Below are 18,345 nucleotides of genomic sequence, written 5' to 3'. Positions count from 1 at the left end.
TCCTTGTCGGTCAGGGTCAGGGCCGGGGCGACGGTGATCGAATCGCCGGTGTGGACGCCCATCGGGTCGATGTTCTCGATCGAGCAGACGATGATGCAGTTGTCCGCCTTGTCGCGGACGACTTCCATTTCGTACTCCTTCCAGCCGAGCACGCTCTCTTCGATGAGCACTTCGGTGGTCGGCGAGAGGTCGAGGCCGCGCTCGACGATCTCTTTGAATTCCTCGACATTGTAGGCGATGCCGCCGCCGGTTCCGGCCAGGGTGAAGGACGGGCGGATGATCGCGGGCAGACCGACGAAATCCAGGCCGTCCATGGCCTCGTCCATGGTGTGGGCGGCCTTGGACTTCGGGCTCTCAAGGCCCAGCTTGTCCATGGCGTCGCGGAATTTCTGGCGGTCCTCGGCCTTATCGATGACGTCGGCCTTGGCCCCGATCATCTCCACATTGTACTTGGCGAGCGCGCCGGAGGCCTCAAGGGCCAGGGCGGTGTTCAGCGCCGTCTGGCCGCCCATGGTCGGCAGCAGGGCGTCGGGACGTTCCTTGGCGATGATCTTCTCGACCATCTCGGGCGTGATCGGCTCGATGTACGTGGCGTCGGCCACGTCCGGATCGGTCATGATCGTGGCCGGGTTCGAGTTGACCAGAATGATCCGGTAACCCTCGGCGCGCAGGGCTTTGCATGCCTGGACGCCCGAATAGTCGAACTCACAGGCTTGCCCGATAACGATCGGGCCGGCGCCGATAATGAGGATCGAGGAGATGTCTGTGCGTTTCGGCATGTCCACTCGCGCGCATGGGCCGCGCGGTAGAGCGCGCTGCGGCCGATCATATTGCAGGTTAAGCGGGCCGTTTAGAGAGGGAGTCGCCTGGGCGCAAGTCGCGGTTTGCCCCAAACAAAAAGGGCCGGCGTTTCCGCCGGCCCTCAGTCGTTCTAACGCAAGGGCCCGAAGGCCTTTGCGAGGTATTTTAGACCTGCAGGTTGCCGGCGGACATCTTGCCGCTGCGACGGTCTTGCTCGAGCTCGTAGGTGACCTTTTGGCCTTCGTTCAGGCTGCGGAGGCCTGCGCGCTCGACGGCCGAAATGTGAACGAAGACGTCAGCGCCGCCATCGTCGGGTTGAATGAAGCCGTAGCCCTTGGTTCCGTTGAACCATTTCACAGTGCCGGTAGCCATAGAAGTGTCGTCCTTGGGATATTAATTCCGCAACCCAGCCTTTGAGCCGCGCATCAAATTTCGGGAGGGTCGGGGAGCAGGTTCGGTGCGCCGGAGTTTGGAGCGTCGAAAATCAGCCGAACCATACGAGTTTGACCCACCGACGGTAACGCGGTTCAGCGGTGTCTGCAAGGCGAGGAGATCGAGTCTTTGCGACGTGTGAAACGGGGCTGATCGCCCGTTGGGGTTGCTGCTTGGAAGTGTGCTTTGAACGTCACACTACTGACGTAGGTGTGATCGGGCCGGGAACCGAACGGCGTTTTGCGTGGTCATGTTCGTGGGGCGACCAACGACTGATTGGCCGAGGCCCCGCCGTCCTGCTGGGGTGACGCCATGACCACCAAATCAAAGCTGCTGTCGAGTTCGCTACTGTCAAGTTTGGCCCTGGCGCTGATCGCGCCGCCGGCCATAGCCCAGGAGACCGACCCCACCGGCGCGGTATCGGTGGAGGAGTTCGTGGTCACGGGCACTCGCCTGCGCACGCAGGACTTCGTCTCGCCCAATCCGGTGAGTTCGGTGACCAGCGACACGATCGAGCGGTCAGGCATCACCAACGTCACCGACCTGATGAAAGACTATCCGGCCCTTGTCGGGTCCAACGATAGTCAGGCCTTTTCAGACGCAGGTAATCGGGGGATTGTCGGCCTGAACCTGCTCAATCTGCGCAACCTGGGCGTCGATCGCACCCTGGTGCTGGTCGATGGGCGCCGACACGTCGCGGGCACGGCCGGCAGCGCCGCTGTGGATACGAACTCGATCCCCGTCGGCCTGATCGACCGGGTCGAGGTGCTGACCGGCGGGGCTTCGGCGATCTATGGCGCCGACGGGGTGTCGGGCGTTGTGAACTTCATCACCAAGCGCGATTTCGACGGCCTCGACATGCGCGCCCAGTATGGTTGGTCGGACGGCGGCGGTGGCGAGAACACCTTTGTCAGCGTGGTTGGCGGCCGCAACTTGATGGACGACCGGCTGAACATCACCGGCGCTTTCGAATACTCCAAGACCGATCCCCTGAACCCGGAGGATCGCAGCTTCTCGCGGCCGGGAAACCGCGAGGTGCTTGTCGATAATCCGAGCGATTTCGACCAGGCCGACCCCAACTTCAACCCCAGTATCTGGGGGACCACCGACAAGGTCTTTGCGCGCAACGTCCGCTACATCGACAGCGCGATCGGCGGCGGGGTCTACACCAATCTCAACGCCACAAGTCTTTCTGGCATCGGCTTCTATGGCGACGGCTCGCCGTGGCGCGACGGCATCTACGCCGGCAGTTTCAATATGATCGGCGGCTCGGGCACCCAGACCGACCTATACCAGACCGAGCTGACGCCCGGCATCGAGCGCTGGACCATCTATGGGGCGACCCGCTTCGAATACGCGCCCAATCACCGGGTGTTCGCCGACATGAAGTACGTCAACGCCAAGACAAGCTTCACCTCGCAGCCGACCTTTGACTACGGCATCTTCGTTTCGCCCGACAATCCGTACATCCCGGCCTCTATCCTCGCCGACGCCCAAGCCCCCGGCGGGTTGGCCACCCAGGAGGGCGCTGACGAATTTGGGTTGCCGGCGCCGGGTGTCTTGGTGGCGCGCGACAATTTCGACCTGGGCAGGGTGCGCCGCGATATCGAGCGCGAGACCTTCCGGGCGGTGATCGGGCTGGAAGGTGATTTCAGCCCCTCGGTCGCCTACAATTTCTCCTACACCTACGGCCAGACCAAGGAAGACAACCGCGAACTCAACAACCGCAACAATGAGCGGTGGTTCGCGGCGATTGATGCGGTGCGCAATCCCGCCAATGGCCAGATCGTCTGCCGATCCGACCTCGATCCCTCCGCCATCCCCCCTGGCGACCTTTTCGGTCGCGAGACCGACCCCGGCAGTTGGGGGACCACCTTCAGGCCGGGCCCCGGGAGCGGCTGCGTCCCGGTCAACATCTTCGGCGAGAACACCGTGTCCGACGCCGCGCGGGCCTGGATCAACAACGTCGCCCGCTCTAGCGCCAAGATCGAGCAGCACGTGGTCAGCGCCTATATCTCAGGCGACAGCTCCCAGGCCTTCGAGCTGCCAGCCGGCGCGGTGAGCTTCGTGCTGGGGACCGAGTATCGCAAAGAAATCAGCAAATCGACGCCGTCCGACGATGAGTTGCTGGGCGCCGAGCTCGGCTATGACATCACCTGGCTTGGCCAGGGCGTAGTCTCGGACGGGGAATACAGCGTCGCCGAGTTGTATGGCGAATTGGGCGTTCCGCTGCTGCGCGACGTGCGTTTCGTGAAGTCACTCAACCTCAACCTCGCCTACCGCTTCTCCGACTATTCCACGAGCGGGACGACCAGCACCTGGAGCGTCGGCGGGCAGTGGAGGGTCTATGACGACCTGATGTTCCGGGCCACGCGGGCCCGCGCTGTTCGGGCGCCGAACATCACCGAACTGTTCCTGCCCCAGACCCAGACCTTCAAGACCCTGACCGATCCCTGCGAGACCACCAATGTCGAAGCGGGCAGCCAATTCCGGGTGGCCAACTGCACCGCCGCGCTCGGCTTCAATCCCGTCACCCAGGAGTTCATCGACACCACGTCGTCGTCGGTCGAGGGCGTCATCGGCGGCAATCGGGAACTGAAGCCAGAGAAGGGCGACACCGAAACCTATGGTGTGGTGTTCACGCCGAGCTTCGCGCCAGGGCTCTCGGTCTCGCTGGACTACTATAAAATCCGCCTGCGGGACGCGATCAACTTCTTCGAAGCCGACACCATTCTGGAGAGTTGCTACGACCTCGAGCAACCCAACGAATTCTGCGGCCTATTCACCCGCGATCCGAACAGCAAATTCGTCAATTCATTCCAGGAATTCGGCATCAATGTTTCGGAGTACAAGACCGCCGGTTGGGACATGTCGATCCAGTACAATCTGGATCCAACCCGCTTTGGCGTCGAACAGGACATCGGCACGTTCCAGTTCTCGCTGCTAGCCAACAAGCTCGACACTCTTGAGTTCATCGAGGTCGCAGGGGCCGAGGTTTCCAGCGAGGTCGGCTATGCGGGCGCCCCGAAGTGGCAGGCCAATTTCGATGTCACCTGGCAGTGGAAGCACCTGATGGTGAACTACGGCTTCAACTGGTTCGACGAGACCAAGCGCTTCAGCGACGAGCGCCGCGCCTCGAACCCGACCTATGTCGAGGATCGCTACTGGCGTTACAAGGCCCGTGCGACCCATGACATCCAGGCCCAATACGACCTGATGGATCACTATTCGCTGTACGGCGGGATCAACAACTTCACCAACCAACAGCCCGACCGCGGCACGACCGGTCTGGCGTCGACGACAGCCGGCGCTTTCACGGAGGGCGCGACGCCGGTCGGACCCCTGGGGCGGTTCTTCTATGTGGGCCTCAAGGCGAATTTCTGAAGTCATGACAGCTCGGGCAGGGCGGAAACGTCCTGACCCGATCCGCGCGCTCTTCCCATCGGCGGCGGGCTAGGGCAGCTTCGTCGCTCAACCTTCCGACAGAAAGCTCTCTTGCCCGCGATTTCCGCCCACGATCCGCTCGCCGAACTGTTGCCACGCATAGCGTCCGGTGACCGCGACGCTTTGCAGCAGCTTTATGAGGCGTCGTCCGCGAAGCTTTTCGGAGTCTGCTTGCGTATCCTTTCCGACAGGGAAGAGAGCGAAGACGTGTTGCAGGAGGTCTATCTGACGATCTGGCGTAGGGCCGACCGCTTCGATGCGGGGCGGGCCAGCGTCATGACTTGGATTTCGACCATCGCCCGCAACCGCGCCATCGACCGGCTGCGCGCCCGGGGGCCATTGGCTTATGCCGACCAGATCGACGAAATCGAGATTGAGGACGGCGCGCCGCGCGCCGAGGCCTTGCTGGAAGCCTCGCAGGATAGCGCGGCGTTGAACCATTGCCTCTCGGAGCTGGATGAGCGCACGGCCGGCGTTATCCGCACCGCGTTCTATGAGGGCGTCACCTATGAGGCGCTGGCGAAGCGGCTCGACACCCCGCTCGGCACCGTCAAGAGCTGGATCCGGCGCGGTCTCCTCAAGCTGAAGGGGTGCCTGGAGCGATGAGCGACATCGGCCCCGAAATGCCCGAGGACGACGCCCTGGCCGCCGAGCATGCGCTGGGTGTCCTGAATGCGCGTGAGCGTGCGGCCGCCGAGCTGCGCATGGCCCGCGAGCCCGATTTCGCAGCCAAGGTCGAGGCTTGGCGGGAACGGCTCGCGCCGCTCGCCGAGGGTGTTGCGCCGGTCGCGGCCCCTGCTGGCTTGTGGCCGCGCATCGTGCGAAGCCTGCCGGCGAACGACAACCAGGTCGGCGTCCTGCGACGGATCAAGTTCTGGCGCGGGGCGACGATGGGTTCGCTCGGCCTGGCTGTGGCCAGCCTTGCCATGGTCGCCGTGCTGGCGACCCGTCCTCCACAGGTGATCACGCCGGTCCCGGCGCCGATGATGAACGCGCGGCTGATGACCAATGGCGGTCAGCCGCTGTTCCTGGCCGCCTACGATCCTGAGCGCAAAGCGGTGCTGGTCGCCTCGCTCGTCCCGCCCGGAACCGATCCCAACCATAGCCATGAGCTCTGGCTGATCCCCGCCGACGGCAAGCCACGTTCCCTGGGGCTGGTGGAGCCGGGCGCGTCCAAATCCATGCCGATTTCCGACGAGATGGCGGCGATGGCGACAGAGGGGGCGTCGATGGCGGTCACGGTCGAGCCCGCCGGCGGCTCGCTGTTGGAAGGTCCATCCGGCCCCGTCGCCGCTGTGGGCAAGCTCGCCAGGATCTGACGGTCGGGCGCTGGCCCTGAAGCTTCGAAGCGCCCTATGCTCCACACCAGAGCTAGAGGAGCGAAGATGAAAGCACACCTGTTCGCGGCGAGCGTTGCGGCCTTGGTTTGTCTGGGAGGCGGAGTTCAGGCCGCCGAGTTTCACAAGGACGGCATGACCGCCAAGGAGGTCCAGGCGTGGCTTTCCGAGAGCGGCTACCGCGCCGAAATCGCCAAGGACGACGAGGGCGACGCCTATGTGAAGAGCGCCTCGGACGGCGTGAACTTCGAGGCGCACCTCTATGACTGCAAAAAGGAGCGCTGCGCCTCAATGCAGTTCATCGCCGGCTTCGACATGGACACGAAGCTGGAGCTGACCAAGATCAACGAGTGGAACAGCGACAAGCGCTACGTGGACGCCTTCATCGACGAAGAAAGCGATCCCTGGTTCACCTACGACCTGAACCTGAGCCCGGGCGGCAGCCGCGAGGCTTTGGACGACGATTTCGCCGTCTGGCTGAGCTTCTTGCCCGATATGAAGGAGCTGGCTGGCTGGTAGCCTCGCGGTTGGCCGAAGTATTCCAGCCATGATCGCATCTTACTGAGTATCGCCTCCGTATCTTTGAGGTCGCGGCTACAGCGGCGGAAAATCAAGGATACCAGGATGCGTTCGAAGCTTATTCCGGCGCTCGTCGCCGGCGTTGCTGCCGCTTGCCTCTTCTCTGGCGGCGCTTTTGCTCAGATGGCCGGCCCGATGGCGAGCGAGAAAACTGTCGTGGTCGGCGGTGCGCCGATGTACCCGTCCCGGAATATTGTCGAGAACGCGGTCAATTCTAAGGACCACACGACCCTGGTCGCGGCGGTGAAGGCCGCTGGCTTGGTCGACACCCTCTCCGGCGCCGGCCCCTTCACGGTGTTCGCACCGACCAATGAAGCGTTTGCGAAGCTCCCCGCCGGCACGGTCGACACTCTGTTGAAGCCGGAGAGCAAGGCGACCCTGACCAAGGTGCTGACCTATCACGTTGTCCCAGGCAGGCTGACCGCCGCCGACTTGGCCGCCAAGGTCAAGGCTGGGGGCGGCAAGGCGATGCTGAAGACCGTCGAAGGCGAAAGCCTGACGGTGATGGCCATGGGTGGGGGCTTGGTGATCCACGACGCCAAGAACGGCGCGGCGAAAGTGACGATCGCCGATGTGAGCCAATCCAACGGCGTGATCCACGTCGTTGATACTGTCTTGATGCCTTAGGTCCGATCGCGCCCCTCTCAATAGAGGGGCGCGCGCTGGGGCTTATTTCTGGGCTGCGTCCATCAGGCCGGCGAAACGCTCGAACAGGTAAAGCGAATCCGTCGGGCCGGGCGAGGCCTCTGGGTGGTGCTGGACCGAGAAGACCGGGCGGTCCTTGAGGGCGATCCCGGCGTTGGTTCCGTCGAACAGCGAGACATGGGTCTCGATCACCGGGCCGGGCAGGCTGTCACGATCGACCGTGAAGCCGTGGTTCATCGAAACGATCTCCACCTTGCCGGTGGTGATGTCCTTCACCGGGTGGTTCGCGCCGTGGTGGCCCTGTTCCATTTTCACGGTGCTGGCGCCCAGGGCGCGGGCCATCATCTGGTGGCCCAGGCAGATGCCGAAGATCGGCACGCCGCTCTCGACCAACTTCTTGATCTCCGGAACCGCGTATTCGCCGGTCGCGGCCGGGTCGCCCGGACCATTGGACAGCAGGACGCCGTCGGGCTTGCGGGCCAGGACTTCCTCGGCGGTGGTCTTGGCCGGCACGACGGTGACGCGGGCGCCGATCGAGGTGAGGGCGCGCAGGATGTTGCGCTTCACGCCGTAGTCCAGGACCACGACTTCGTACTTGGGCTCGCCGGCCTTGGCGTAGCCTTCCGGCCAGGTCCACAGGCCCTCGTCATAGACGAACGGCTGCAGGCAGGAGGCGTCCTTGGCGAGGTCCAGGCCTTCCAGCCCGGCCCAGGCCTTGGCCTTTTCGGTCAGGGCGGCGATGTCGAACTGACCGTCCGGCGAGTGTGCGATGACGCCGTGCGGCATGCCGTTTTCACGGATCGCGCGGGTCAGGGCGCGGGTGTCCACGCCGGCCAGGCCAACGACGCCGCGGCGCTTCATCCAGGTGTCGAGATCGCCTTGCGAGCGCCAGTTGGCCGGCGGGGTGGGCACGTCGCGGAAGATCGCGCCGCGCGCGGCGGTCTCGGCCGAGCCGGACATCTGCTCGATGTCCTCGATGTTCACGCCGACGTTGCCGATGTGCGGGAAGGTGAAGGCCACGATCTGGGCCATGTACGAGGGGTCGGTCAGGATTTCCTGATAGCCGGTCATAGCGGTATTGAAGCAAACCTCGCCGACCGCGTCGCCGGTCGCGCCGACACCGACGCCTTGCAGGACGGTCCCGTCTGCCAGGACCAGAACGCCGGTGACACCTGGGAGGAGTTCAACAGTCATCTCGGCGTCTCCTTAGATGGGCCGCATGCTCGCAAAAAGGCGGGTCAGGGTGAACCCCGCCCGTTCAATCTGTCCGCTTGTGTCGGCAAACGGCCGCGTAGGTACTGACTCGCGGCCGCTGGGTCAATGCGGGTCTCTAACGCACTTTCGGCCAGCGCGATCCCCCAAAGCCAGATTCGTCAGTCCGCCGCCGGGGCAGGGGCTTGTGAAGGCGTAGGGTGTCCATAATAATAGACGAATGGATACTATAGTAGACGATTCAGGCGCTCAGATTGCCCGGCTGCTGCGGTCGGAACGCGAGGCGCGTGGCTGGTCGCTGGCCGATCTGGCCGAGCGCGCCGGGGTCTCCAAGGCCGCGATCAGCAAGATCGAGCGCGAGGAAACCAGCCCGACCGCGGTAATGCTGGTCCGGTTGGCCGGCGCCTTCGACCTGACCTTGGCGGGTCTGTTCCTGCGTGCCGAGGGGACGGGGGAGCGGATGTCCCGCGCCGCCGACCAGCCGATCTGGCGCGATCCGGCGACCGGCTATGTCCGCAAGCAGGTCTTCAGCCGGGCAGATCATCCGCTGGAGGTGGTGAGCGTGGAGATGCCCCCCGGCCAGAGCGTCGTGCTGCCGGCTTCATCCTACGCGCGCATCCGTCAGGCGATCTGGGTCATGGCCGGAGACCTGGTCATCCTGGAGGGCGGAGACCGACACGAACTGGCGAGCGGTGATTGCCTCGGCTTTGGCCCGCCGTCGGAAGTGACCTTGGCCAATGAGACGGCCTCGCCTTGCACCTATCTTGTCGTCCTGGCCCGGAGCTAGCGACCATGCCCGATGTCGACATCAGGCCCTTGGGCTCCTCGCCGGCCATCGTATCAACCCTCAGTGAGATCTTGGTGGAGGTCGTCGCGCACGGCGGCTCGGTCAGTTTCATGCACCCGTTGGCGCCTGAAGCGGCATGGGCGTTCTGGGATGGCGCTCTGGCCGCGGCCGGGCGCGGGGAACGGGTCGTGCTGGGCGCTTGGGACGGCGAAGTCCTGGCTGGAACCGTGACCCTGCTGCTGGACTGCCCGCCCAACCAGCCGCACCGCGCCGAGATCGCCAAGTTGATGACCAGGGTGAGCCACCGGGGACGCGGCGTGGCGGCGGCCTTGATGCGCAAGGCAGAGGCCCTGGCGGTGCAGCGCGGCCGCACATTGCTGGTGCTGGATACGGCGACCGAGGGCGGGGCCTCCGGCCTCTACGAGGACCTCGGATATGTGCTCGCCGGAACGATCCCGGACTATGCGTTCAAGCCGCACGGCGACCTGACCGGGACGATGATCTACTGGAAGCAGGTCGGCCCGGCCTAGGCCAGCACGCCGGAGATGGCGTCGAACAGCGCCTCGGCTCGGATCGGCTTGCCGATGTGGCGGTCGGCGCCGGCGGCGTCGGATGCTCGCAGGTCGTCGGGCGAGGTGTTGGCGCTGATCACGATGATCGGCGCGCGGGGAAGGCCGGGCGCCTCGGCCTTGCGGATCGCGCGGATGGCGTCGAGCCCGTCCATCACCGGCATGCGCAGGTCCATCAGCACCACGTCGAACGCCCCGGCGCGCCAGGCCTCCACAGCTTGCTGGCCATTTTCGACGCTGATCACCTCGGCGCCCGCCGCGCCCAGCATCAGTTCCAGCACCTTGCGGTTCGTCGGATTGTCGTCTGCGGCCAGCACCCGTAGCGGCGGCCCCTCGGCGTCATGGCTGACCGGGGAGGGGGGCGAGGTGTCGGTCTCGCGCGCCGCGTCGCCATAGTCGAGCAATCCGCCGACCAGTTTCTCAAGCTGAGCTGCGGAGGCCGCGATGTCCTGCAGCAGGGCGCTCTGGGTCTTGGTGAGAGGGGTCTTTTCCAAGACCTGCACCAGGCCCGTGACCCCGTTCAACGGCGTGCGCAACTCGTGGCTCATATCGGCGACGAACTCGCTCTTGGCTCGGCTGGCGACCTCGGCCCGGTGCAGGGCGTCCTCCAGCGCGGCGGCCTGCCGCTTCATCTGGGTGATGTCGACGCGCAGGCCGATGACCCCGCCGTCGCTGGTGCGCCGTTCCTCGATCATCAGCCAGCGTCCATCGGCCAGTCGTTGCTCATGCCGCTCTCCAGTCGGGTTGAGCAGCTTGTCCAGGCGCGTGGCGAGCCATTCCTCCTCGCGGCCGATGGCGTCGGGATAGTCTCCCCGTGCGACCCCCTCGCGCAGAGTGTCGCTCAGCCTAGCCTCGGAACTGAAGAGGTCGGCGGACCGGTGGTAGATCTCAGCGTAGCGCTTGTTCCAGAGGATGTAGCGGCCTTCGGCGTCCAGGAAGACGACGCCTTCCGGCAGCAGATCAATAGCTTCTCGCAGCCGGTCGCCTGCCGTGCGTGCTTGCGCCTCGGCATCGGCCAGCGCCCGGCCGCCCAATAATCGACCGAGGCCGCGCGCAAGCGCGCCGCCCCAGTCCCGAAGCCCTGACTTCGGCATGCCCCACCCCAGTGAACTGCTCGTTCAACTGGCGACCACATGGACTGCTTGTGCTTGCCTCGAAGTTTCCACGATCGGGTTGGGCCGCGCAAAGCGAAAGGCGCCCAGAAAATAGGCGATCGAGCCGCCGCCTGCGGTGAAGGCGGCTATTTCATCGGCTCTGGCCGCCGCTGCGCCGTCGCGCTTATCGCCGCGCCGTCTTCGCCAACGGGTCCGGGTCTGCTAGATGCCCCAGCTTCTCCAGCGCAAGAGGCGCGCAAGTGACGATTACGACAGTTGGCCTCGATGCCGACGACACGCTTTGGCACAACGAAACCATTTTCCGCCTGACCCACGATCGGTTCACCGAGTTGTTGGCCGACGTCGCCGACAAGGGGGAGTTGGAACAGCGCCTGGCGGCTGTAGAACAGCGCAACCTGCGGCTCTATGGCTACGGCGTGAAGGGCTTCACGCTCTCGATGATCGAGACGGCGATGGAAATGACCGGCGGCGAACCGCCCGGCCATGTGATCCGCGAAATCCTGGCGGTGGGCCGCGAGATGCTGAGCGAGCCGGTGGAACCGTTGCCCGGCGTCGACGACACCCTGGCTGAACTGTCCAAGCTCTATCGCCTGGTGCTGATCACCAAGGGCGACCTGTTGCACCAGGAGCAGAAGCTGGCCGCCTCCGGGCTTGGCGACCTCTTCGCCGCGGTAGAGATCGTCAGCGAGAAAGACGCCTCGACCTACAGCCGGGTGTTCGCCCGTCACGGCACCGGCGCGGAGCAGGCGGTGATGTGCGGAAACTCCATGCGCTCCGATATCCTTCCGGCCGTGGAGGCCGGCGCCTACGGCGCCTACGTTCCCTATCCGCTGATCTGGGCTCACGAGATGGCCGAGGCCCCGACGGGGCATCCGCGTTTCGCCGAACTCTCCTCGATCCGCGACCTGCCGGCCTGGATCGCCGGGCTGGGCTAGGGGAGGCCCCAGCTTCGTCCCCAACGCGTCGGGGCTCATGTCACAACCCGTTCCTCCGATCCGTCCTTGAGGCGAGGTCGGAGGAAATCATATGTCGCGCATACTTGCTGGCGGGCTCGCACTGGTCCTTGGGATCAACGCCCTGGCCATGCTGTTTGGCTCATTCTGGTGGTACAACGCCGTGCCAGGCGTCACCGCCACGGGCGCCTATAACCCGCATTTCGTCCGCGATATCGGGGCGGCCTTTCTGGTCGCGGCCGGTGGGCTCGGCTGGTTCGCCTGGCGGCCGGTGCAGGGCTGGCCCGCGCTGGCCGCCGCCGCCGCCTTCCTGGTGCTGCACGCCGTGATCCACGTCTTCGACGCCAGTTGCTCGTCCAACCCGATGAGCGACCTTATCCGCGATCTGCCCGGCGTCTATCTGCCGGCCGCGCTGGCGGCCGCGCTGGCGATCTCTCGTCGCCCGGGAGCCTGACCATGCTGACGTCCATGATTGCCCGGCAGATCGACAAGCTGGAAAGCCGCTGGGGTTATGACGCCAGCTACCTGCGCCTGGTTCTGCGAGCGAACCCGATGAGCGCGCTGAAGTTCGGCTTCGTCAGCCAGATGGCCGATCAGCGGGCCGCGCCGGCCGAGGCGATCGCCGCGGTCAAGATCGCCGGAACCCTGGCCGAGGACTGCGGTCCCTGCGTCCAGATCGCCGTGGACATGGCGGCGGCCGAAGGCGTCTCGCCCGAGGTCCTGCGCGCGATACTGGCCGGGGACGAGGCCGGCATGGGCGAAGGCGCGGCCATTGGTTGGCGCTTCGCCCGGGCCAGTCTGGCGCGGGACTTGGTCGCCGCCGATCAGGGGCGTGACGAAATCGTCCGGCGCTGGGGCGAGGCGGGCCTAGTCGCGCTCAGCATGTCCCTGACAGCGGCGCGAATGTATCCCACATTGAAGTATGCGCTCGGCTACGGCCGGGCCTGCTCGAAGCTCACCGTGGCCGGCGCCCCGGTCAATCATGTCTCAATCGCCGCCTGAGGGAGATGCAGCGTGGCCGCCGACATTGAAGCTTTCGAAGCCCAACGCCCCCGCCTGACACGGCTGGCCTACCGCATGCTCGGCTCTGTGGCCGAGGCCGAGGACGTGGTGCAGGACGCCTGGCTGCGGTGGACGCGGACCGGGGACGAGGTGCTCGATCCAGCCGGGTGGTTGGTCCGGGTCACCAGCCGAATCTGCATCGACCGCATGCGCTCGGCCAAGGCGCAGCGCGAAGCCTATCGCGGTCCCTGGCTGCCAGAGCCGCTGATCGAGGAACTGAACGTCGATCCGGTCGAGCGGGCCGAGGACGTCTCCGTCGCCTTCCTGCTCGCCTTGGAGCGGCTTTCACCGCTCGAGCGCGCGGTGTTCCTGCTGCACGACGTGTTCGACGAAGATTACGGCTCGGTGGCCGAGACCTTGGGGCGCAACGAGGCTGCCGTGCGTCAGCTTGCGACGCGCGCTCGCGCTCACGTTCGGGACAATCGTCCGCGCTTCACCGTCAGCCAGGAGGACGCCGCAAAGCTGGCGGCGGCCTTCATGACGGCCGCCTCTCAGGGCGACATGGCCGCCTTGTCGGCGGTGCTGGCGCATGACGCGGTGATGGTTTCGGATGGAGGCGGCAAGCGGAAGGCCTCGCTACGGCCATTGATCGGTCGCGAGGACATCATCCGGCTGCTGGAGGGCATTGCCTGGCGGGCAGGGGGCGATGAGGAGGCTTGGCCGCTCACCTTCCGGGCCGTGCGGATCAACGGCTATCCCGGCATCGTCATGGAGCGAGGCGACGGTCCAATGACTGTGGCCTTCCAGCCGGGCGAGGACGGCAAGCTGGCCGCCATCTATATGGTCCGCAACCCCGACAAGCTGGGGCATGTGTCGGCCGACTAGTGCTTGGCGCGCTTTGGCAGCAGGTGGATCACGCCGGCGATCACCGCCCCGACGATGAACCCGACCACGGCGGAGCCTGCGGCCATCGCCGTCCAGCCGGTGAAGCTGCCGACGCCGGGGATCCGGCGCGCCCAATGCGATCCCCCCTCGACCCATAGCGGGATCGGGGTGAGGTGGAAGTGCTCCAGGCCGTGGACGATGATCCCGCCGCCGACCCACAGCATGGCGGCGGTTCCGATCACGGTCAGCCATTCCATGATCACCGGCATGGCCTTGACCATGCCGCGGCCCAGGCTGCTGACGGCCCGACTCTTGCGCTTGGCCAGGTGCAGGCCGATGTCGTCCATCTTCACGATCAGTCCGACGACCCCATAGACCAGGGTCGTGATCGCGACGCCAACCAGGGCCAGGGCCGCGGCCTGGACGCCCAGTGGGCGGTCGGCGACGTCGGCCAGGGCGATGGCCATGATCTCGGCCGAAAGGATCAGGTCGGTGCGGATGGCGCCGGAAACCTTCTGCTTCTCCAGGTCCACGGCGCTTAGCGCCAGCTCGTCGGCGGCGTCCTCGTCGTCGTGCGGGTTGAACGCCTCGATGATCTTCTCTGTGGCCTCGAAGCACAGATAGGCACCCCCCATCATCAGCAAGGGTGTCACCGCCCAGGGCGCGAAGGCGCTGAGCAGCAGGGCGCCGGGCAGCAGGAAGATCAGCTTGTTGCGCAGCGAACCGATGGCGATCTTGAGCACGATCGGCAGTTCGCGATCGGGCGTGAAGCCCATCGCGTAGCCAGGGGTCACCGCCGTGTCGTCGACGACCACCCCGACCGCCTTGGTTCCGGCCTTGCCCGCCGCGCCGGCGACGTCGTCAAGCGAGGCGGCCGCGATCTTGGCGATGCCAGCGACATCATCGAGCAGCGCGACAAGACCCGAAGCCATGTGGGAACCTCAAACCGACGATGTGCAAACGCCTTATCGTCGGTACGGTCTCGCGCTGAAGGCGTAAAGGCGATTGTCTCGCGCCGGACAAAACACGATCCAGGGGGTATGGTGACGGCGTGCGCGTCGACGAACACTTCCTTGATGAGATTAAATCCCGCCTCCGCCCTTCCGACGTGATCGGGCGGACGGTGAAACTGCGCAAGCAGGGCCGGGAATTCGTCGGCTTGTCGCCGTTCAACAAGGAAAAGACCCCTTCTTTCTACGTGAACGATGAGAAGGGGCAGTTCTTCGATTTTTCGTCCGGCAAGAACGGCGACCTGATCTCGTTCCTGCAGGAAACCCAGCGGCTTTCCTTCATGGAGGCGGTCGAACGTCTGGCCGCCGAGGCGGGGCTCGCCATGCCGGTCGCCGATCCGCGCGCCGCCGAGCAGGAGCGCCAGCGCCAGGGGCTGTCGGATTGGATGGAGCTTGCCGCCCAATGGTTCGAGGCGGCTCTGCTACGCCCTGAGGGCAAGGAGGCGCGGGCCTATCTGGAACGTCGCGGCCTGCCCGAGACCGAGTGGGCGCGGTTCCGGCTGGGCTTTTCGCCAGCCAGCCGCACGGCCCTGAAGGACTATTTGATCACCAAGGGCGCAAGGCCGGCAGAACTGGTCGAGTCGGGCATGCTGATCGCACCGGAGGAGGGCGGGGCGCCCTATGACCGGTTCCGTGATCGCATCATCTTCCCGATAACCGACGCTCGCGGTCGGGTGCTGTCGTTCGGCGGCCGGGCCATGGATCCGCAGGCACGCGCCAAATACCTGAACGGTCCGGAGAGCCCGCTCTTCCACAAGGGGCGCACGCTGTACGGCATCGGCGAGGCCCGGAAGATCCTGGCCGCCGCGCCCGGCGCCGAGACGCCGCCGTTGGTGGTGGTCGAGGGATATATGGACGCCATTGCCTGCCAGCGCGCCGGGATCGCCGCCGTGGCCCCGATGGGGACGGCCCTCACCGAAGAGCAGATGGAGGTGCTCTGGCGTCTGCACCCCGAACCTACGCTGTGTTTCGACGGCGACCGGGCCGGACGGCAGGCCGCTTCACGCTCTATCGATCGGGCGCTGCCGCTGCTGAAGCCCGGCAAGAGCTTCCGATTCGCCATCGTCGAGGGCGGCAAGGACCCGGATGAGGTGTTGCGCGAGCAGGGCGCGCCGGCCCTCCGCGCCCAGTTGTCGCAGACTACACCTTTTGTGAACGCGCTTTTCACCCGCGAACACGACCTTGAACCGCTGGACACTCCCGAGCGCCGAGCCGGCTTCAAGAACCGCCTGCGTAACGCCGCCGGGACCATCGCCGACAAGGATCTGCAGCAGGCTTACCGCGAAGCGCTCATGCAGCGTTTCGACGAAAGCTCGCCGCAGAAACGCCAGGGTGGAGACGACTCCGGCGCCCGCGCGCAGCGCGGAGGCTTTGGACAATCAAAGGGTTGGCGTGGTCAGGCCAAGGCCTGGGTCGATCCCGCGCCCACCGCGGCTGGCAAGGCCGCGGCCCAGCGATTGGCGCGGTCACTGGACCCGGTGGCCGCCGCCATGGCGATGTATGCGCTGGGCGATCCCGCCGTCCTCGACGAGTATCTTGAGGATCGCTTCGTGGCTCGAGGCTTCGGCGATCCGGGCCTTGTCGACTTGACGGCTGAAATCATCCGATTCCGTTTGGATACTGATCACCTTGACACCGGGGTCCTCGCACGCCATCTGGCGTCTTGCGGGTTTAATGCGCTGCTGACAGACATCGACCGGGCCGCTGCGAAATCGGGCGCGCCCATCATGAAACCGGATGTCTCCCTCGACGTCGCTAGATCCCAGTGGTCGCAAGCTTTCGCGGGCCTTTCCAGGCTCGCGGCGCTCGACGAGGCTATTACGTCTGCAAAGGGCAACCTGAGCGGTCGATCCGACATGGAAGCCCTCGAGCGTCTAAAAGGTGAGCGCGACGCACTGAAACGCGCGATCAGAACGGGAACGATTTGGGCGGGTGACGGGTCGTAAAGAATACGACCGTCTATTCGCTATTCACCATCTTCGGCCCGGCCCTCGCAAAAGGGGTCGGCAGCCGAAATCCGGAGACGTAGATGAGCACCAATACGGCCGAAGCGGAAACGACTGAATCGACTGGCGGCGACGGGCCCCTGCTCGACCTCACCGACGCCGGCGTCAAGAAGTTCATCAAGCAGGCCAAGGCCCGCGGCTATGTCACGATGGACGAGCTGAACAAGGTCCTGCCGTCGGAAGAAGTGACGTCGGAAGCCATCGAAGACACGCTGGCCATGCTGTCGGAGATGGGCGTCAACGTCGTTGAAGCCGAAGAAGACGCCGAGGGCGGCGAAGTCGCCGTGCGCGAGGAAACCCAGGTCGTCGAGACGACCAAGGAGCCCGCCTACGACCGTACCGATGACCCGGTGCGGATGTACCTGCGCGAGATGGGCTCGGTCGAGCTGCTGTCGCGCGAGGGCGAAATCGCCATCGCCAAGCGTATCGAGGCCGGTCGCGACACGATGATCCGCGGCCTGTGCGAAAGCGCGCTGACCTTCGAAGCCATCATGGTGTGGCGCGAAGAGCTCGGCACCGGCCGCATCCTGCTGCGCGAGGTCATCGACCTTGAGCAAACCTATGGCGGCGTCAACGCCGCGGCCGCCGAACTGGCCCAGGCCAACGCCGAACCTGAGGAAGAAGACGCCGAGGTCACCGCCGACGGTGAAGCCATCGCCAAGGCCGAAGGCGCCGACGACGACGACGACTTCGACGACGGCGCCGGCCCGACCATCAGCGCGATGGAAGGCGAACTGCGCGAAGGGGTCATGTCGATCCTGGACGCCATCGCCTCGGAGTTCGACGCGTTCCGCGCCCTGCAAGAAAAGCTGGTCGGCAAGCGCCTGAAGGGCGAAGACCTTTCGGACGCCGACCGCAAGGCCTACACCACGGCCTCGCTGGCCATTGTCCAGCACCTGAAGACCCTGAAGCTGAACAACAACCGCATCGAGGCGCTGGTCGAGCAGCTCTATGCGATCAACAAGCGTCTGATGGGGCTGGAAGGCCGGCTGCTGCGCCTGGCCGACAGCTACGGCATCTCGCGTTCGGAATTCCTGAAGGCCTATTTCGGTCAGGAACTGTCGCCCAACTGGGGCGAGCAGGTGAAGCCGCTGGGCGTGCGCTGGACCAAGTTCGTCGAGAACGACGCCTCGCAGATCAGCGACATCCGTAATGAGATCGCCGCCCTGGCCACCGAAACCGGCGTGCCGATCGACGACTATCGCCGCATCGTTCACACGGTGCAGAAGGGTGAGCGCGAGGCCCGTCAGGCCAAGAAGGAAATGGTTGAGGCCAACCTGCGCCTCGTGATTTCCATCGCCAAGAAGTACACCAACCGCGGCCTGCAATTCCTTGATCTCATTCAGGAAGGGAATATCGGCCTGATGAAGGCGGTCGACAAGTTCGAGTACCGCCGCGGCTACAAATTCAGCACCTACGCCACCTGGTGGATCCGTCAGGCCATCACCCGCTCGATCGCCGACCAGGCGCGCACCATCCGCATCCCGGTGCATATGGTGGAGACGATCAACAAACTCATCCGCATCCAGCGTCAGCTGCTCCAGGAGCTGGGCCGCGAGCCCACCCCG

Annotated in this window: 17 protein-coding genes and 1 pseudogene; 13 read left to right on the top strand and 5 right to left on the bottom strand. The window is 65.3% G+C overall.

The window, feature by feature from the left end:
- Both Q8M13_RS19840 and Q8M13_RS19835 read right to left on the bottom strand, forming a co-directional pair.
- Nucleotides 1–779 (bottom strand): annotated as a pseudogene (locus tag Q8M13_RS19840) (carbamoyl phosphate synthase large subunit); the annotation flags it as partial.
- A 187-nt stretch (nucleotides 780–966) separates the two neighbouring features.
- On the bottom strand, nucleotides 967–1,173 hold the full coding sequence (locus Q8M13_RS19835; RefSeq protein ID WP_056732141.1) for a cold-shock protein: 207 nt from the start codon (nucleotides 1,171–1,173) through the stop codon (nucleotides 967–969).
- 372 nt (nucleotides 1,174–1,545) lie between these two features.
- On the opposite strand from Q8M13_RS19835, the gene Q8M13_RS19830 reads away from it, so the two are divergent.
- The 5 genes from Q8M13_RS19830 to Q8M13_RS19810 all read left to right on the top strand — a co-directional run bounded on the left by Q8M13_RS19830 (nucleotide 1,546) and on the right by Q8M13_RS19810 (nucleotide 7,220).
- The gene (locus Q8M13_RS19830; RefSeq protein WP_305301955.1) at nucleotides 1,546–4,617 is read left to right on the top strand and encodes a TonB-dependent receptor domain-containing protein; all 3,072 of its coding nucleotides are present in this window, start codon (nucleotides 1,546–1,548) and stop codon (nucleotides 4,615–4,617) included.
- A 111-nt stretch (nucleotides 4,618–4,728) separates the two neighbouring features.
- Nucleotides 4,729–5,283, top strand: a complete 555-nt coding sequence (locus Q8M13_RS19825) for a sigma-70 family RNA polymerase sigma factor (protein ID WP_370870117.1) — start codon at nucleotides 4,729–4,731, stop codon at nucleotides 5,281–5,283.
- Nucleotides 5,280–5,996, top strand: coding sequence for an anti-sigma factor domain-containing protein (locus tag Q8M13_RS19820; protein ID WP_305301954.1), 717 nt, complete (start codon nucleotides 5,280–5,282; stop codon nucleotides 5,994–5,996). The genes Q8M13_RS19825 and Q8M13_RS19820 overlap by 4 nt, the downstream gene beginning before the upstream one ends.
- Nucleotides 5,997–6,062: 66 nt before the next feature.
- Nucleotides 6,063–6,533 carry a YbjN domain-containing protein gene (locus tag Q8M13_RS19815; protein WP_305301953.1) on the top strand — a complete coding sequence of 157 codons (471 nt, stop codon included), beginning with the start codon at nucleotides 6,063–6,065 and terminating at the stop codon, nucleotides 6,531–6,533.
- A 105-nt stretch (nucleotides 6,534–6,638) separates the two neighbouring features.
- Nucleotides 6,639–7,220, top strand: coding sequence for a fasciclin domain-containing protein (locus Q8M13_RS19810; RefSeq protein WP_305301952.1), 582 nt, complete (start codon nucleotides 6,639–6,641; stop codon nucleotides 7,218–7,220).
- A gap of 42 nt (nucleotides 7,221–7,262) precedes the next feature.
- Here the strand turns inward: Q8M13_RS19810 and carA are convergent, their stop codons facing one another.
- Nucleotides 7,263–8,432: a glutamine-hydrolyzing carbamoyl-phosphate synthase small subunit gene (gene carA / locus Q8M13_RS19805; protein ID WP_305301950.1), complete on the bottom strand. Its 1,170-nt coding sequence runs from the start codon at nucleotides 8,430–8,432 to the stop codon at nucleotides 7,263–7,265.
- Between the two features lie 238 nt (nucleotides 8,433–8,670).
- Between carA and Q8M13_RS19800 the strand changes: the two genes are divergently transcribed.
- A complete protein-coding gene (locus tag Q8M13_RS19800) occupies nucleotides 8,671–9,237 on the top strand; it encodes an XRE family transcriptional regulator (RefSeq protein ID WP_305301949.1) in 567 nt (188 codons plus the stop codon).
- A 5-nt stretch (nucleotides 9,238–9,242) separates the two neighbouring features.
- Nucleotides 9,243–9,767 (top strand): GNAT family N-acetyltransferase, encoded by a 525-nt coding sequence (locus Q8M13_RS19795; RefSeq protein WP_305301948.1) that lies wholly within the window; start codon nucleotides 9,243–9,245, stop codon nucleotides 9,765–9,767.
- On the opposite strand, the gene Q8M13_RS19790 is transcribed toward Q8M13_RS19795, so the two are convergent.
- Nucleotides 9,764–10,900: a response regulator gene (locus Q8M13_RS19790; protein WP_305301947.1), complete on the bottom strand. Its 1,137-nt coding sequence runs from the start codon at nucleotides 10,898–10,900 to the stop codon at nucleotides 9,764–9,766. The two genes, Q8M13_RS19795 and Q8M13_RS19790, sit on opposite strands and share 4 nt — an antisense overlap.
- Nucleotides 10,901–11,160: 260 nt before the next feature.
- Here Q8M13_RS19790 and Q8M13_RS19785 point away from each other — a divergent pair, with 260 nt between their 5' ends.
- From Q8M13_RS19785 to Q8M13_RS19770, 4 genes are all read left to right on the top strand, one after another.
- Entirely contained in the window at nucleotides 11,161–11,856 is a 696-nt protein-coding gene (locus Q8M13_RS19785) for an HAD family hydrolase (RefSeq protein WP_305301946.1), read from the top strand.
- A 91-nt stretch (nucleotides 11,857–11,947) separates the two neighbouring features.
- Complete coding sequence (locus Q8M13_RS19780) at nucleotides 11,948–12,328, top strand: hypothetical protein (RefSeq protein WP_305301945.1); 381 nt, start codon at nucleotides 11,948–11,950, stop codon at nucleotides 12,326–12,328.
- Between the two features lie 2 nt (nucleotides 12,329–12,330).
- Nucleotides 12,331–12,876, top strand: a complete 546-nt coding sequence (locus Q8M13_RS19775) for a hypothetical protein (RefSeq protein WP_305301944.1) — start codon at nucleotides 12,331–12,333, stop codon at nucleotides 12,874–12,876.
- A 12-nt stretch (nucleotides 12,877–12,888) separates the two neighbouring features.
- Complete coding sequence (locus tag Q8M13_RS19770; protein ID WP_305301943.1) at nucleotides 12,889–13,761, top strand: sigma-70 family RNA polymerase sigma factor; 873 nt, start codon at nucleotides 12,889–12,891, stop codon at nucleotides 13,759–13,761.
- Here Q8M13_RS19770 and Q8M13_RS19765 read toward each other — a convergent pair.
- On the bottom strand, nucleotides 13,758–14,693 hold the full coding sequence (locus tag Q8M13_RS19765) for a DUF808 domain-containing protein (protein WP_305301942.1): 936 nt from the start codon (nucleotides 14,691–14,693) through the stop codon (nucleotides 13,758–13,760). The two genes, Q8M13_RS19770 and Q8M13_RS19765, sit on opposite strands and share 4 nt — an antisense overlap.
- Before the next feature lie 119 nt (nucleotides 14,694–14,812).
- Between Q8M13_RS19765 and dnaG the strand changes: the two genes are divergently transcribed.
- Nucleotides 14,813–16,717 carry a DNA primase gene (dnaG, locus tag Q8M13_RS19760; protein WP_305301941.1) on the top strand — a complete coding sequence of 635 codons (1,905 nt, stop codon included), beginning with the start codon at nucleotides 14,813–14,815 and terminating at the stop codon, nucleotides 16,715–16,717.
- 83 nt (nucleotides 16,718–16,800) lie between these two features.
- The coding region (rpoD, locus tag Q8M13_RS19755; RefSeq protein WP_305301939.1) for an RNA polymerase sigma factor RpoD at nucleotides 16,801–18,345 on the top strand (1,545 nt) is incomplete at its 3' end.

The organism is Phenylobacterium sp., from assembly GCF_030681155.1.
Classification (GTDB): Bacteria; Pseudomonadota; Alphaproteobacteria; order Caulobacterales; family Caulobacteraceae; genus Phenylobacterium.
The sequence above is the reverse complement of the archived record's forward strand: the minus strand, read 5'-3'. Positions and strand labels throughout refer to the sequence as shown.

Coding starts and splice junctions, on each gene's coding strand:
- Q8M13_RS19800 (WP_305301949.1), top strand. CDS start 8,671: ATGGATACTATAGTAGACGATTCAGGCGCTCAGATTGCCCGGCTGCTG.
- Q8M13_RS19775 (WP_305301944.1), top strand. CDS start 12,331: ATGCTGACGTCCATGATTGCCCGGCAGATCGACAAGCTGGAAAGCCGC.
- Q8M13_RS19795 (WP_305301948.1), top strand. CDS start 9,243: ATGCCCGATGTCGACATCAGGCCCTTGGGCTCCTCGCCGGCCATCGTA.
- Q8M13_RS19830 (WP_305301955.1), top strand. CDS start 1,546: ATGACCACCAAATCAAAGCTGCTGTCGAGTTCGCTACTGTCAAGTTTG.
- carA (WP_305301950.1), bottom strand. CDS start 8,432: ATGACTGTTGAACTCCTCCCAGGTGTCACCGGCGTTCTGGTCCTGGCA.
- Q8M13_RS19780 (WP_305301945.1), top strand. CDS start 11,948: ATGTCGCGCATACTTGCTGGCGGGCTCGCACTGGTCCTTGGGATCAAC.
- Q8M13_RS19835 (WP_056732141.1), bottom strand. CDS start 1,173: ATGGCTACCGGCACTGTGAAATGGTTCAACGGAACCAAGGGCTACGGC.
- Q8M13_RS19790 (WP_305301947.1), bottom strand. CDS start 10,900: ATGCCGAAGTCAGGGCTTCGGGACTGGGGCGGCGCGCTTGCGCGCGGC.
- Q8M13_RS19810 (WP_305301952.1), top strand. CDS start 6,639: ATGCGTTCGAAGCTTATTCCGGCGCTCGTCGCCGGCGTTGCTGCCGCT.
- Q8M13_RS19820 (WP_305301954.1), top strand. CDS start 5,280: ATGAGCGACATCGGCCCCGAAATGCCCGAGGACGACGCCCTGGCCGCC.
- Q8M13_RS19765 (WP_305301942.1), bottom strand. CDS start 14,693: ATGGCTTCGGGTCTTGTCGCGCTGCTCGATGATGTCGCTGGCATCGCC.
- Q8M13_RS19815 (WP_305301953.1), top strand. CDS start 6,063: ATGAAAGCACACCTGTTCGCGGCGAGCGTTGCGGCCTTGGTTTGTCTG.